Source organism: Pseudomonas sp. FDAARGOS_761 (genome assembly GCF_013343155.1).
Taxonomy (GTDB): domain Bacteria; phylum Pseudomonadota; class Gammaproteobacteria; order Pseudomonadales; family Pseudomonadaceae; genus Pseudomonas; species Pseudomonas aeruginosa.
The window spans coordinates 3,375,399-3,388,395 of record NZ_CP054572.1 but is presented as its reverse complement, the minus strand read 5'-3'; the positions used below and the strand labels follow the sequence as shown (position 1 = coordinate 3,388,395).

14 protein-coding genes are annotated in these 12,997 nt (G+C 68.4%); 6 read left to right on the top strand and 8 right to left on the bottom strand.

What is annotated here, in order from left to right; all coding sequences use genetic code 11:
- The first annotated feature begins 38 nt into the window (after window positions 1–38).
- On the top strand, window positions 39–1,568 hold the full coding sequence (locus tag FOC67_RS15765) for a nucleobase:cation symporter-2 family protein (RefSeq protein ID WP_009313844.1): 1,530 nt from the start codon (window positions 39–41) through the stop codon (window positions 1,566–1,568).
- A 55-nt stretch (window positions 1,569–1,623) separates the two neighbouring features.
- On the opposite strand, the gene FOC67_RS15760 is transcribed toward FOC67_RS15765, so the two are convergent.
- Window positions 1,624–1,872, bottom strand: a complete 249-nt coding sequence (locus tag FOC67_RS15760) for a hypothetical protein (RefSeq protein ID WP_003091048.1) — start codon at window positions 1,870–1,872, stop codon at window positions 1,624–1,626.
- Window positions 1,873–2,027: 155 nt separating this feature from the next.
- A complete protein-coding gene (locus tag FOC67_RS15755) occupies window positions 2,028–2,609 on the bottom strand; it encodes a cytochrome b (RefSeq protein WP_003110288.1) in 582 nt (193 codons plus the stop codon).
- 458 nt (window positions 2,610–3,067) lie between these two features.
- Here FOC67_RS15755 and FOC67_RS29765 point away from each other — a divergent pair, with 458 nt between their 5' ends.
- Window positions 3,068–3,199 (top strand): hypothetical protein, encoded by a 132-nt coding sequence (locus tag FOC67_RS29765; protein WP_003091046.1) that lies wholly within the window; start codon window positions 3,068–3,070, stop codon window positions 3,197–3,199.
- A gap of 19 nt (window positions 3,200–3,218) precedes the next feature.
- Here FOC67_RS29765 and cif read toward each other — a convergent pair whose 3' ends face one another.
- From cif to FOC67_RS15740, 3 genes are all read right to left on the bottom strand, one after another.
- A complete protein-coding gene (gene cif / locus FOC67_RS15750) occupies window positions 3,219–4,178 on the bottom strand; it encodes a CFTR inhibitory factor Cif (protein WP_003091045.1) in 960 nt (319 codons plus the stop codon).
- 21 nt (window positions 4,179–4,199) lie between these two features.
- On the bottom strand, window positions 4,200–5,378 hold the full coding sequence (locus FOC67_RS15745; protein WP_009313845.1) for an MFS transporter: 1,179 nt from the start codon (window positions 5,376–5,378) through the stop codon (window positions 4,200–4,202).
- A gap of 65 nt (window positions 5,379–5,443) precedes the next feature.
- Window positions 5,444–6,553 (bottom strand): alkene reductase, encoded by a 1,110-nt coding sequence (locus FOC67_RS15740; protein ID WP_009313846.1) that lies wholly within the window; start codon window positions 6,551–6,553, stop codon window positions 5,444–5,446.
- A 125-nt stretch (window positions 6,554–6,678) separates the two neighbouring features.
- Between FOC67_RS15740 and FOC67_RS15735 the strand changes: the two genes are divergently transcribed.
- Window positions 6,679–7,269, top strand: coding sequence for a TetR/AcrR family transcriptional regulator (locus FOC67_RS15735; protein WP_003119828.1), 591 nt, complete (start codon window positions 6,679–6,681; stop codon window positions 7,267–7,269).
- A gap of 10 nt (window positions 7,270–7,279) precedes the next feature.
- Here the strand turns inward: FOC67_RS15735 and FOC67_RS15730 are convergent, their stop codons facing one another.
- Window positions 7,280–8,206: a LysR family transcriptional regulator gene (locus FOC67_RS15730; protein WP_009313847.1), complete on the bottom strand. Its 927-nt coding sequence runs from the start codon at window positions 8,204–8,206 to the stop codon at window positions 7,280–7,282.
- Window positions 8,207–8,271: 65 nt separating this feature from the next.
- Between FOC67_RS15730 and FOC67_RS15725 the strand changes: the two genes are divergently transcribed.
- Window positions 8,272–8,886 carry a LysE family transporter gene (locus tag FOC67_RS15725; protein ID WP_003091040.1) on the top strand — a complete coding sequence of 205 codons (615 nt, stop codon included), beginning with the start codon at window positions 8,272–8,274 and terminating at the stop codon, window positions 8,884–8,886.
- Window positions 8,887–9,008: 122 nt separating this feature from the next.
- Window positions 9,009–10,517: a PA2928 family protein gene (locus tag FOC67_RS15720; RefSeq protein WP_009313848.1), complete on the top strand. Its 1,509-nt coding sequence runs from the start codon at window positions 9,009–9,011 to the stop codon at window positions 10,515–10,517.
- Between the two features lie 50 nt (window positions 10,518–10,567).
- Here FOC67_RS15720 and FOC67_RS15715 read toward each other — a convergent pair whose 3' ends face one another.
- Window positions 10,568–11,899, bottom strand: coding sequence for a triacylglycerol lipase (locus FOC67_RS15715; protein ID WP_003091038.1), 1,332 nt, complete (start codon window positions 11,897–11,899; stop codon window positions 10,568–10,570).
- A 129-nt stretch (window positions 11,900–12,028) separates the two neighbouring features.
- Here FOC67_RS15715 and FOC67_RS15710 point away from each other — a divergent pair, with 129 nt between their 5' ends.
- Complete coding sequence (locus tag FOC67_RS15710) at window positions 12,029–12,211, top strand: hypothetical protein (protein ID WP_024947403.1); 183 nt, start codon at window positions 12,029–12,031, stop codon at window positions 12,209–12,211.
- 9 nt (window positions 12,212–12,220) lie between these two features.
- On the opposite strand, the gene FOC67_RS15705 is transcribed toward FOC67_RS15710, so the two are convergent.
- On the bottom strand, window positions 12,221–12,988 hold the full coding sequence (locus FOC67_RS15705) for an ABC transporter ATP-binding protein (protein WP_004350767.1): 768 nt from the start codon (window positions 12,986–12,988) through the stop codon (window positions 12,221–12,223).
- Window positions 12,989–12,997 lie beyond the last annotated feature (9 nt).

The window sequence follows — 12,997 nt, the reverse complement described above, 5'->3', positions numbered from 1 at the left end:
CAGTGTGCGCACAACAATAAAAGCGAGAACAGCGCACCATGAAAACGACGTCCTCCGGAACTCCATCCGTTCCACGGCCTGAAGACGAGAACCTCGGTGTCGGCGCCAACATGGCCTACGGCCTGCAACATGTGCTGACCATGTATGGCGGTATCGTCGCGGTCCCCCTGATCCTCGGCCAGGCCGCTGGCCTCGCGCCCGGCGACATCGGCCTGCTGATCGCCGCTTCGCTGTTCGCCGGCGGCCTGGCGACCCTGCTGCAAACCCTCGGCGTGCCGTTCTTCGGCTGTCAGTTGCCGCTGGTCCAGGGGGTGTCCTTCGCTGGCGTGGCGACCATGGTGGCGATCATCGGCAGCGGTGGCAGCGGCGGCATTCCCGCAGTGCTCGGCGCGGTGATGGCGGCCTCGCTGATCGGGTTGCTGATCACGCCGATCTTCTCGCGCATCACCAAATTCTTCCCGCCGCTGGTGACCGGCATCGTCATCACCACCATCGGCCTGACCCTGATGCCGGTCGCCGCGCGCTGGGCGATGGGCGGCAACAGCCACGCGCCGGACTTCGGCAGCATGGCCAACATCGGCCTGGCGGCGATCACCCTGGTCATCGTGCTGCTGCTGAGCAAGCTCGGCAGCGCCTCGATCTCGCGCCTGTCGATCCTCCTGGCGATGGTCATCGGCACCGTCATCGCGGTGTTCCTCGGCATGGCCGACTTCTCCAAGGTCACCGAAGGCCCGCTGGTGGCGTTTCCCACGCCGTTCCACTTCGGCATGCCGACCTTCCAGGTCGCCGCGATCATCTCGATGTGCATCGTGATCATGGTGACCCTGGTGGAAACCTCGGCGGACATCCTCGCGGTAGGCGAGATCATCGACACCAAGGTCGACTCGCGGCGCCTGGGCAACGGCCTGCGCGCGGACATGTTCTCCAGCATGCTGGCGCCGATCTTCGGCTCCTTCACCCAGAGCGCCTTCGCCCAGAACGTCGGCCTGGTGGCGGTGACCGGGATCAAGAGCCGCTACGTGGTCGCCACCGGCGGGTTGTTCCTGGTGATCCTCGGCCTGCTGCCGGTGATGGGCCGGGTGATCGCCGCGGTGCCCACCGCCGTGCTCGGCGGCGCCGGCATCGTGTTGTTCGGCACGGTCGCCGCCAGCGGCATCCGCACCCTGTCGAAGGTGGACTACCGCAACAACATGAACCTGATCATCGTCGCCACTTCGATCGGCTTCGGCATGATCCCGATCGCCGCGCCGACCTTCTACGATCACTTCCCCAGTTGGTTCGCCACCATCTTCCATTCCGGCATCAGTTCCTCGGCGATCATGGCGATCCTGCTCAACCTGGCGTTCAACCACTTCACTGCCGGCAACTCCGACCAGCAGTCGGTGTTCGTCGCCGCCAGCGAGCGGACCCTGCGCTACCAGGACATCGCCGCCCTGCACGAAGGCGACTATTTCCTCGACGGCAAGCTGTACGACGCCCAGGGCAACGAAGTGCCGCTGGCCGGCGACGACAGCCATGGCGCGCCGCCGCGACGGCGCAGCGAAACCGCTGAAGCCGGCAGCGCCTGAGCCGCGCCGCGATGAACGACGGCCCTCCTTGCGAGGGCCGTTTTCGTTGTGCGCTTCAGAACAGCGCCTTGCCGCGGTCCAGGCGCTGGTCCACCAGCCATTTGCCGTGGGCGATGGAGGCGCGCTGGGCGTTTTCCAGGTCGGCGAGGAAGGCGAAGCGCACGGGCAGGGCGATGCGCTTGCTGGTGTGGCCTTCGGGATCGGTGATGTGGCAGCCGCCGGCCCAGGGCGTGGGAATGCCCGGATGCTCGACGACGTCGGCGGTGATGGTGTAGCTGCGGTGCTGGCAGTGCAGGCTGGCCATGGCATGCTCCTCTCTGTCGGAGGCCGACCCGGCTACCTGCGCGACGCCTGTGGTTGCCACGGAGGAGCCTCGGGGCGGCGAGGTTTTCCCTGCGTGTCCCTACCTCTATAGCAGATCGTCGCCGAGCCGCCGCGAGAGCCGACGAAGGGCCCCGCTCAGCGGCGCTGGCGACGGCCGAGCATGCGCTCCAGGGTGCCGTCGCGGCGGACCCACTGGTGGTAGCCGGCGGCGAGCGCATGGAGCAGCACCACCGAGGTGCTCAGCCACAGGCCGACCACGCGGTGAACGGCGTCGAAGGGCTTCTCGAACGCCTCCCAGCTCAGGTTCCAGGTTTGCGAAATCCAGGCGAACAGCGCGGTGTCCTTGAAGCTGGGTACCACGAACAGGCCGAAGTCGGTGGGCAGGCGGGTGCCGACGTAGCCGGTGAGCGGCATCACCAGCATCAAGGCATACAGCGACAGGTGCGCGTAGTGCGCCAGGCGGTGCTCCAGCGGCGTGCCGGGGACCGCTGGCAGGCGCGGCCCGCGCAGCCGCGAGACGATCCGTGGGATCAGCAGCAGGCCGACCAGCAGGCCCAGCACCCAGTGCAGGTTGAGTACCGGCAGGCGCTGCGGGTGGTCGTGGCCGAGCACCCAGATGACGAAATAGGCCAGCACGATCGCGCCGATGAAACAGAACGCCATGCTCCAGTGCAGCAGGCGGGTGGACAGGCTGTAGACGGTCGCTGGATGCGTCACGGGAATGCCTCGCAGAGAGTGAAGGCGTGCAATCTATGAAACGTCCGGAGAGCGATCAAACGTATTTATGGATAATCGATAACGGAAAGCTTAATCGAAACTTTCACATGTGACGTTATTGCACCGAAACAGTGCTGCGAGTCGCTTTTTTCCGAAACGGAGCCCACTTGGCGGAATAATTCCGGGTCGGGATCATTGTAAGTGGGTTTTTCCTTCGCCGAGGCTATTCCTCACGCTGGGAGAGCCTGGGGGCGGCGCGCGGCAGACCCCGCAAGCATTATCGGGAAATATATTCCGTTGTCTTTCCGCTGACGTTTTGCCGACAGCAAGCTGACACAGATGTAATTGAACTCGATCGCTTCGTTTCTATAGTCTTCGAACACTTCGCCGTGCACTTTCAAGGACGGCAAGTGCATATCCTGCGTCTTTTCCGCCATGACGATTCTCGAGGTGAGAGCATGAGTAGTGAGCACGATGGCAAGGACCAGGACGACCTGTTCTCCCCGTTGCCTTACCTGCTGGTTTCCGGCGCTGTCGTGCTCATGACCCTGCTGCTGCGCTGCCTGTTCTGCCCGGGCGAGCAGTTCTGATCGCCCGGACCGGGACGACTCAGCGACCGCGGCTGAGGAAGTCGATCACCAGGCGATTCATCGGCGCGGCGCACTCTTCCGGCAGCCAGTGGCCGCAGCCGGGCAGGACATGGCCTTCGACGTCGTCCGCATAGGCTTTCATCTGCTCCAGCTGGAACGTGCCCATGCCGCCGTGGCCGCCGCCGGCGAGGGTCATGGTCGGCATCTGCAGGCGGGTCTTCGCCAGTTCGGCGTTCTGCCGCACGCTCTCGTTCAACGCGCGGTAGTACTCGAACGAGGCGTTCAGGCTGTGCGGCTTGGCGTACGACCTGGCGTACAGGTCCAGCAGGCGCTCGCTGAACACCTCGGTGTTGCTGGCATGGGACTTGATGAAGTGCTCGAGGAAGAAGCGCTCCTTGCCGGCGATCAGGGTTTCCGCCAGGCGGTCGTCGGCGGCGAAGAAACTGAAGTGCCAGACCAGCGACTCGCCCTGGGCGGTGAAGGCCGGGAAGCGGTAGATCCGCGCGTCCGGGATCGGCGCTTCCATGTACACCAGGCGGGCGATGTCGGCCTGGTTCTTCACCACCATCGGGTAGGTGTTCCAGATACCGATGTCATGGGCCACCAGGTCGAACGGGCGATCCGGGCTGAATTGCCGGGCCAGCTTGTGCAGGTAGACGGCGACCTGTTCGCCGCTATAGCCGGTCTTCGGCGGCTCGGACTGGCCGAGGCCGGGCAGGTCCGGCGCGATCACGGTGAAGCGCTTGGCCAGTTCCGGCATCAGTTGGTGCCATTCGTACCAGGTCTGGCCGAAGCCGTGCACCAGCATCACCAGCGGCCCCTGGCCGCCTTTCACGTAGTGCAGCTTCACGCCGTCGACTTCCCGGTAGGCGCTTTCGAAGCCATTCGGGACGGGGAATTCCTCGGCGGCGAAGCCGCCCAGGGAGAAGGTCAGGGCGATGCCGGCCAGGAGGCCGCGGCAGAGTCTATCGAGGATCATGGTTGTGCTTCCTTGGTGGGGTCAGTGAGGGATGTGGCCGCCGAGGGACGGCTCGGTGGCAGCTTGGCGTGGCGCCAGCATCAGCAGCAGGGCCACGGCCATCGCCGCCAGGCAGACCAGCGCGCCGACCTCGCCGAGCGGCGCCAGGCCGCTGCCGTCGATCACCCGGCTGCCGGCGAGGGCGCCGATGCCGATCCCGGCGTTGCAGGCGGAGATGTTCAGCGAGGCGGCGAACGCCGGGGCCCGCGGCGCGGACTTCATCACCCGCACCTGGCCGACGATGAACAGTGCTGCCTGGGCCACGCCCCAGGTCGCCAGGGTGGTGGCGAGCAGCCAGGCGTTGCCGAGGGTCGGCACCAGGGCGAGCATGCCCAGCGCCATCAGCAGGACGAACAGTAGGGTTGCGCCCAGCGGGCTACGATCCACCAGGCGCCCGCCGAGCCAGTTGCCGAGCAGGCCTACCGCGCCGAAGCCCATCAGCGTCCAGCCGACCAGCGAGCCGCTGAAGCCGGCCAGGCGCTGGAGGATGTCGGCCAGGTAGGTGTAGGGGGTGAACATGCCGGTGAAGACCAGCAGCGACAGCAACAGGTGGCCGAGCACCAGCGGTTGGCGCAACACGCTCGCCTGGCTGCGCAGCGAGACGCCCGGCCGTCCGGGAATGCGCGGCAGCCAGGCGGCCAGCAGCAGCGCCTTGGCCAGGGCCAGCGCGGCGAGTGCGGCGAATGCCAGGCGCCAACCCCAGGCGTCGGCGATCAGCGTGCCGATGGGAATGCCGAGCACGGTGGCGGCGACGATGCCGAAGAACACCAGCGCCACGGCGCGTCCTTCGCGCGAGGGGCCGGCCAGGTGCGCGGCGGTTTCGCTGGCCATGGCCCAGAACACCGGGAGCGCCAGGGCCGGGACGAAGCGCGCCACGGCCATCGTCCAGATATCGCCGGCCACGGCGGCCAGCGCATTGGCCGCGGCGAACAGCAGCAGGCAGGCTACGAACAGCCGCTTGCGTTCGACGCCCGCCAGCGCGGCGGTGAGGAATGGACCGAAGGCGGCGACGCTGAAGGCGAACAGGCTGACCAGCAGGCCGGCCTGGGCGACGCTGACCTGGAGGTCTGCGGCAAGCGCCGGGAGCAGGCCGACGATGACGAACTCGGTGGTCAGGATGGTGAAGCCGGCGGCGGCCAGCAGGAGGATGGGCAATAGCACGGCAAGACTCCTCCGCGAGCGCAGCCGTGGCCGCGCCCGGGAACGATGCATGGGAGGGAAGGGAATCAGGCCGTAGCGGACTGGCCGAGGGTCGGGTAATCGGTGTAGCCGGCAGCGTCGCCACCGTAGAACCGCGCCTGGTTGGCCTCGGCCAGCGGCGCGCCGAGACGGATCCGCTCGACCAGGTCGGGGTTGGCGATGAACGGCCGGCCGATCGCCACCGCGTCGGCCAGTCCGGCCTCGAGTATCGCTTCGGCGCGCTCGGCGTCGTAGTTGCCGCAGACGATCAGCGGCGCGCGGAAGCGTTCGCGCAGGCGCTCGCGGAAGCCTTGCGGGTAGGCCGGGCCGCCGCTCCATTCCCACTCGGCCAGGTGCAGGTAGGCGATGCCGCGTCGCTGCAGGGCTTCGGCGAGGTAAAGGGTCATCGCTTCCGGCTCGTCGTCGTGCATGTCGTTGATCGTGCCCCAGGGCGACAGGCGCAGGCCGACGCGCTCGGCACCGACCGCGGCGACCAGCGCGTCGACGATCTCCAGCAGGAACCGCGCGCGGTTCTCCAGGCTACCGCCATAGGCATCGCTGCGCCGGTTGCTGGCGCTGGCGAGGAACTGGTCGATCAGGTAGCCATTGGCGCCATGCAGCTCGACCAGGTCGAAGCCGGCGTCGAGCGCGTTGCGCGCGGCGCGGACGAATTCGTCGCGGACCCGGCGGATGTCTTCCAGGGTCATTTCCCGCGGCGCGTCGGCCGGCGCCATGGATCCGCCGCCCTGGCCATCGGCGATGAACACCTGGGCCTTGGCCTGGATCGGCGAGGGCGCGATCGGCGCCTCGCCGCCGGCCTGCAGCGAGCGATGCGACATGCGCCCGACATGCCAGAGCTGCGCGGCGATCAGTCCGCCGGCGGCGTGCACCGCCTCGGTGACCTGGCGCCAGCCGGCCAGTTGCGCCTCGCTGTAGATACCGGGGGTGTAGGCGTAGCCCTGGCCGAGGGGGGAAATCTGCGTGCCCTCGCTGACGATCAGCCCGGCGCCGGCGCGCTGCGCATAGTAGAGAGCGTTCAGGGCGGTCGGCACGTCGCCCGGCTGTTGCGCCCGGGAGCGGGTCATCGGCGCCATGACGATGCGGTTGCGCAAGGCCAGGTTGCCTACGGCGAGCGGGGAGAGGAGCAATTTGGACATGGTCTTTTCCTTTCGAAGGCGGCAGGGAGATGGCTTGAATATCTGTATCGGTCGCTAAATAATATGGCGACGGCAACGCTCGTCAAGTAAATTTATAGTGATCGATACAAATAATGGAGGTCAGGATGGCAACGCGAGGCAGGCCACGGGCATTCGACAGGGACACCGCCCTGCAGCGAGCCATGGACGTGTTCTGGGTGCGTGGCTACGAAGGCGCTTCGCTGGCGGCCCTGACCGAGGCGATGGAAATCAGGCCGCCCAGCCTGTACGCCGCCTTCGGCAGCAAGGAAGGGCTGTTCCGCGAAGCCCTGGCCCACTATCTCGGCCAGCACGGCCGCTATCGCCGGGATGTCCTCGATGGCGCGCCGAGCGCCCGCGAGGGCGTGGCCGAGCTGCTCCGCGAGACCGTCGCGCGCTTCTGTTCCGACGAGTTCCCGCGCGGTTGCCTGGTGGTGCTCGCGGCGCTGACCGGAACCCCGGAAAGCGAGGCGGTGCGGGACGCGTTGAGCGCCGAGCGCGGCGAGTCGATCCGCCTGTTCCGTGAGCGCATGCGGCGCGGCATCGCTGACGGCGACCTGGCGGCGGACACCGACGTGGAGGAGTTGGCGACCTTCTATGCTACCGTGCTGTTCGGCCTCAGCGTGCAGGCCAAGGACCGGGTGCCTTGCGAGCGCCTGCTGGCGGTGGTCGAACGGGCGCTGCGCGCCTGGCCCTGAGCGGGCCGCATCAGGCCGCCGCGCTGCGGCGCAGCCATTCCAGCAGCAGGGTGGCGGGCTCTCCGGCCTGCAACGGTCGCGGGGTCAGCAGGTGATAGCTGCTGCCGTCGGCGAGGAATCCCAGCGGCGCCGCCAGCAGGCCGGCGGACAGATCGTCGCGCACCAGTTGCCAGGGGCCGATGGCTACGCCGAGTCCGGCGCCGGCCGCCTGCAGGCTCAGGTAGAAGTGCTCGAAGCGCTGCCCTTCGGTCGTCGCCGGCGCCTGTCCGGCGAGACGGGTCCAGGTGTTCCAGGCTTGCGGGCGGGTCGCCGTGTGCAGGCGCGGTGCGACGGCGCGAAGCCCGGGCGGGCCTGCATTGAGGTGGAAATGCCGTTCGACGTCGCTCGCCCGGCAGACCGGCCCGACCTGCTCGTCGAACAGCCAGTGGGCATGGCTGCCGGGCGGCCAGGGGAAGTCGTTGCGGCGGATCGCCAGGTCGATGCCGCGGCCGAAGGCGAACGGCCCGCCGCCGGCGACCAGCTGGATCGACAGTCGTGGCTGTTCCTGCATGAATCCGGCGATCCGCGGGATCAGCCAGCGCATCAGCAAGGTCGGTTCGCAGGACAGCACCAGCGCGGTGGGTCCGGCCTCCGCGCGCAGGGCCTCGCCGGTGCGCTCGATCAGGTCGAGGGCCGGGCCGGTGCCGGCGAGCAGGCGCCTGCCGGCCTCGCTGAGGAAAACCCGCTGGCCGCGGCGTTCGAAGAGCGCACAACCGAGTTCCTCCTCCAGGGTCCGCACGGCGCGGCTGATGGCGCCGTGGGTCAGGCACAGGGCCTCGGCGGCACGGGAAAAGTTCTCCAGGCGGGCGGCGGCCTCGAAGCAGCGCAGGGCGTTCAGCGAGGGCAGGCGGCGGCGCCTGAATGGTGAGTTTTCCTCACCATGATTGTCAGTATTCATCGTTCTCGCTCGGCGCTGGAGACCGGTAGATTGTGCCATCCATTCTACCTTGGAGCCTTCCAGGCATGACAGAGTTGCTAGCTTTCCTGACCATCACCGTGCTTGCGGTGATCAGCCCCGGCGCCGATTTCGCCATGGTCTCGCGCAACAGCCTGCTGTATTCCCGCCGTGCCGGCCTGCTCACCGCGCTGGGCATCGGCGCGGGGGTGACGGTACATGTCGGCTACAGCATCCTCGGCGTCGGCGTGCTGGTGCGCGAGTCGCTGGCGCTGTTCACCGCGCTGAAGCTGGCGGGCGCCGCCTACCTGGTGTTCCTCGGCCTGCGCATGCTGCTGGCGCGAGAGGACACGGTGGCGGAGGAGGCGGCGGGCGGCGCCGGGGTTTCGTCCTGGGCGATGTTGCGCAGCGGCTTCCTGACCAATGCGCTCAATCCGAAGACCTGCCTGTTCGTGGTCAGCCTGTTCATGCAGGTGATCGATCCGCATACCGCGTTGCCGGCGCAACTGGGCTACGGGGCCTTCATCGCGCTCGCCCACGTGGCCTGGTTTGGCCTGGTCGCCTGCTTTCTCTCGAGCCCGGCGGTGCGCGGCCGGCTCCTGCGTTTCCGCCGGCGCATCGACCAGTTCTTCGGCGCCCTGCTGGTCGGTTTCGGCGTCCTGCTGGGGGCGAAAAGCCCATGAGCATGGACCACTGATGGCCGCTTGCCGCCTTTGAAGCGAGGCCGGCGGCTCCCTAGAATGCGCCGTTCATGCCGTCGCCAGTTGAGGGACGGTCCCAGGATCGCGGGACGCATGGGAGTTGCATGAAGAAGGGAGCGACGCTTTTCGCCGTCCTCTGGGCGGTACTCGGCCTGGGCCTGCTGGTCGGTTTGCCGGTGGCCATCCATTTCATTCTCGGCCAGTACGACGAGGCCGGGTTCAGCGGGCCGCAACTGGTCTTCGAGGAACAGGGCCATTCCTATCTGGCGTTCACCCTCGACGACTATCGCGCCAACGAAGTGGACAACGGCGTGGTGCACGGCAGCAGCCGCAGCTATGCCCAGGTGGTCGATCTCGAGGACGGCAGCCTGCGCTGGAGCGCGCGCCTGGATGCCGACAACGAGCGCGGCGACGACTGGGGTTCCGGCGAACTGCTGGGCCAGTCGTCGCGCTACCTGTTCTTCCTGCGCAACGAACTCTACGTACTCGACCGGCGCGACGCCGCCCCTGCGCTGGCGTTCGACGAGCTGGAGCGGCGCACTGGCGGCCTGCCGTTGAAGTCGGCGCCCTGGGGGAAGGACGCCTATCGCTACGACGAAGGCCGGGGCGGATTGCTGATGCTCGCGCTGGACGGCCGCGTCTGGTTCCTCGACGGCGACAGCCTGGCTCTGCGCGAAGCTCCGGAAGTCGATGCCGCGCGGTATTTCCAGGGCGACCCGCCGCCGCCGGCGAGTGCCGGGATCGCTTGGCAGGCGCCGGGCCTGACGCGCCTGCCCGACGGACGCCTGCTGATCCTCGCCAGCGATCACGAGGCCCGCGCGCTGGAGCGTGGCGAGGCGCTGCCGGCAGCGAACCAACGGGCGCGACGCCAGCGCCTGTCACTGGGCACCCTGGATTGGCGGTCGCCGGCAGAGAACCGACTGCGTCCGCTGCTCGACGCGGCCTTTCTGCAGGCTGGCCTGCTGCCCGATCCAGCCGCTGCCGAAGAGCCGCAGCGGCTGCTCGAGCGACCGTCCGAGCGGCAGCGCCAGCGTCCGTCGCTGCCGTCCGAGCCGCAGCCGCCGGAAGAGTTCGACGAGCGCGTGGAGCGTTTTCCCAGTACCCGTGCGTTCCTTGCGGCGCGCGACGCCTACCGCCAGGAACGGCGACGCTGGATCGCCGCGCACGACGCCTGGCGGGAACGGGTCGCCGACCTGGAGGCGGCGGCGGATGCCGAGTACCGTCGCCGGCGCGACGAGCAGACGCGCGAGGAGGCGTTGTACCGTCGCTATGCCTCGGCGCTGCCGGGCGGCGATTCCAGGTTGGCGCGCCGTCCCTGGCGAGTCGACGGCAACTGGCTGGTGCTGCACCGGCGCAGCCTGGCCGAGCGTAGCGAACTGCTGCTCAGCTCGGTGTCTGCCGACGGCAGCTTGCTCTGGACCCTGGGGCTGCCCATCGAGCGTCCCGAACGGCTGTTCCGCCTGGATGCCCGCAACCTGCTTCTCAGCGGCCGTGGAGAGGACGGCGGACGGTTGGTGCGGGTCGATCTGCGCCGGGGCAGCGGCATCGTCCATCGCCTCGGGCGCGGCGGCGCGCCATTGCAGCGGGTCGAGTGGCCCGAAGGCCAACCGTGATCGCCTGCGCCCGGCCTGGGTGGCTGCCCAGCGGGGGGCCGGGCGCCGACTCAGGGGTTCCTGAAGACGAATACGCCGCTGTCCACCAGGCGCGTCAGGCGGATGCGCAGCAGCAGGGTGCGGTGGGCGGCGAGGAAGCGCGGCACCTGCGCCAGCGGAATCGCCAGGCCTTCGCTGTCGCCGGGGCCCACCGCGGTATAGCCGACCGGCTGGCGCGGCGGATCGAACGGCGGCTGGGCCGACACGCTGAGCGACAGGGTGTCCACGGCGAAGCCGGCGAGCAGGTCGTCGAGGGACTCGATCGACAGGTACAGCGAGCGGTAGGCGGGGTTGTCCTCGTAGGGATGGACGTCGGCGATGACCTGCTCGTAGAAGCGCTGCTCGAAACGCCGGTCGCTGTTCAGCTTGCGGAAGAACTGGATGAAGTAGTCGCGCACCTCCTGGTCGAGGTCGTCGCAGACGTGGCTGACCAGGTTCAGGTAGCGCGGCGAGCGGCGCTCGATGCCGGGGTCGAGCTGATCGATGCGGCGCTGCCAGGGGAAGCTTGCGCCGCTGCTCCGGTAATCGGCGTCCTCGACCTCCAGTGCGGCGCGGATCAGCTCCAGGGTATGCGGGTTCTTCGGCCCGCGGTCCTTCAGCGCCACGCTGGCGTGGTTCTCGCCGTCGACGATGGCGAAGGCGATCTCGCCGCGCGATTCTTCCAGGCGCCAGCCGGGCCTGGCGCGCTGGCGGACATCCAGTTCGAGGCTCAGGCGGCAGGCGTTGAGGTTCGCCGTGGCGATCCGCACCGTGCCGTCGCCGCCGACTTCGTTGGCGATGGCTTCGACGCCGCTGTAGCCGACATTGCCCACCAGTACCGTGGCGAGCAGGCGGCCGGCGCCGTACCAGGCCTCGGCGCCGAACAGGTCGCGCTCGGCGAGTTGCCAGGAGTACGGCGAGCCCAGCTCCAGTCCCTTCAGCACCTGGGTGCCGGTCTGCCCGACGAAGCGGTTCCAGCCTTTCAGTACGCGACCGATGAAGGAGCGTCCCTTGTGCGCCAGCGGCGAGCCGAAGTTGGCCGGGGCGAGCATCAGGAAGCGCTTGACCGGCGCGCTGGCGGGGTCGAAGTGGCGGGTCAGCCAGTCGCGCAGCACCAGGGCGCCGGTGCTGTGCACCACCACGTCAACCGTGCGCGGTGCCCGCGACAGTCCCTGGGCGGTCCAGGCGCGATCCAGGGCGGCGGCGAGGTCGGCGTAGGTGACGTCGTCCTGCAGGGAGATCCAGTCGGCGAGGCGGATCTGCGTCGGCGCGCTGCCGAACCAGGCTTCCAGCTGCTCGGCGAGGCGGCGGAACGACTTCGAATCGTCGCTCCAGCCGTGGACGATGACGATCGAACGGGGCATGTCCGGCATCCTCTGGGGCTGATCCGGGCGACTATAGATCATGCGCCGCTGCGACGTGCCCTGACCTGTGAAAACGTCTAGGATGCGGCGGTCGCCCCCGACTGCCGCCGGCGCGGCATCGCCAGCGCGTTGCTGTGGCAGGCGCGGGACGACTGTCGCGGCGACCGCCTGTTCACTTCCTGCAACCGCTCCAACCTGCCGATGCGGCGCCTGCTGGAGCGCGAGGGATTCCAGCCGAGCGGGGTGATCGACAACCTCGACGAAGGCGATCCGGAGCTGGTCTTCGTGCGTTTCCTCGCGCCGTCGCGCTGAGTCCCGGGCTCATTTCAGGTTGCCGGCGAGGAACTGGCGCAGGCGCTCGCTGCGCGGCGCGCCGAACACCTGGTCCGGCGTCCCTTGCTCTTCGATCACGCCCTGGTGGAGGAAGATCACATGGCTGGAAACCTGGCGGGCGAAGGCCATCTCGTGGGTGACCAGGACCATGGTGCGACCTTCCTCGGCCAACTGCTGCATGACTTTCAGCACTTCGCCGACCAGTTCCGGATCGAGCGCCGAGGTCGGTTCGTCGAACAGCATCACCTGCGGCTCCATGGCCAGGGCGCGGGCGATCGCCACGCGCTGTTGCTGGCCGCCGGAGAGTTCGCAGGGATACTGCCGTTCGACCTTCTCCGCCAGGCCGACCTTGGCCAGGTAGTGGCGCGCGCGGGCCACGGCGTCGTCGCGGTTCATTCTCAGGACGTTGACCGGGCACTCGACCACGTTCTCCAGCACCGTCAGGTGGCTCCACAGGTTGAAATGCTGGAAGACCATCGCCAGCCGGCTGCGGATCCTCTGCAACTGCCGGGGATCGGCGGCGCGCAGCTCGCCCAGGGTGCCGGGACGGGTGCGCAGTTCCTCGTCGCCGACGCGGATGCGCCCGGCACAGGGCTTTTCCAGGAAGTTGACGCAGCGCAGGAAGGTGCTCTTGCCCGAGCCGGAGGAGCCGATGATGCTGATCACGTCTCCCTTGCCGGCCCTGAGCGAAACGCCCCTGAGCACCTCATGGCTGCCGTAGCGCTTGTGGATGTCTTCGACCTGCAGGCTGTACATGCGCGTGTC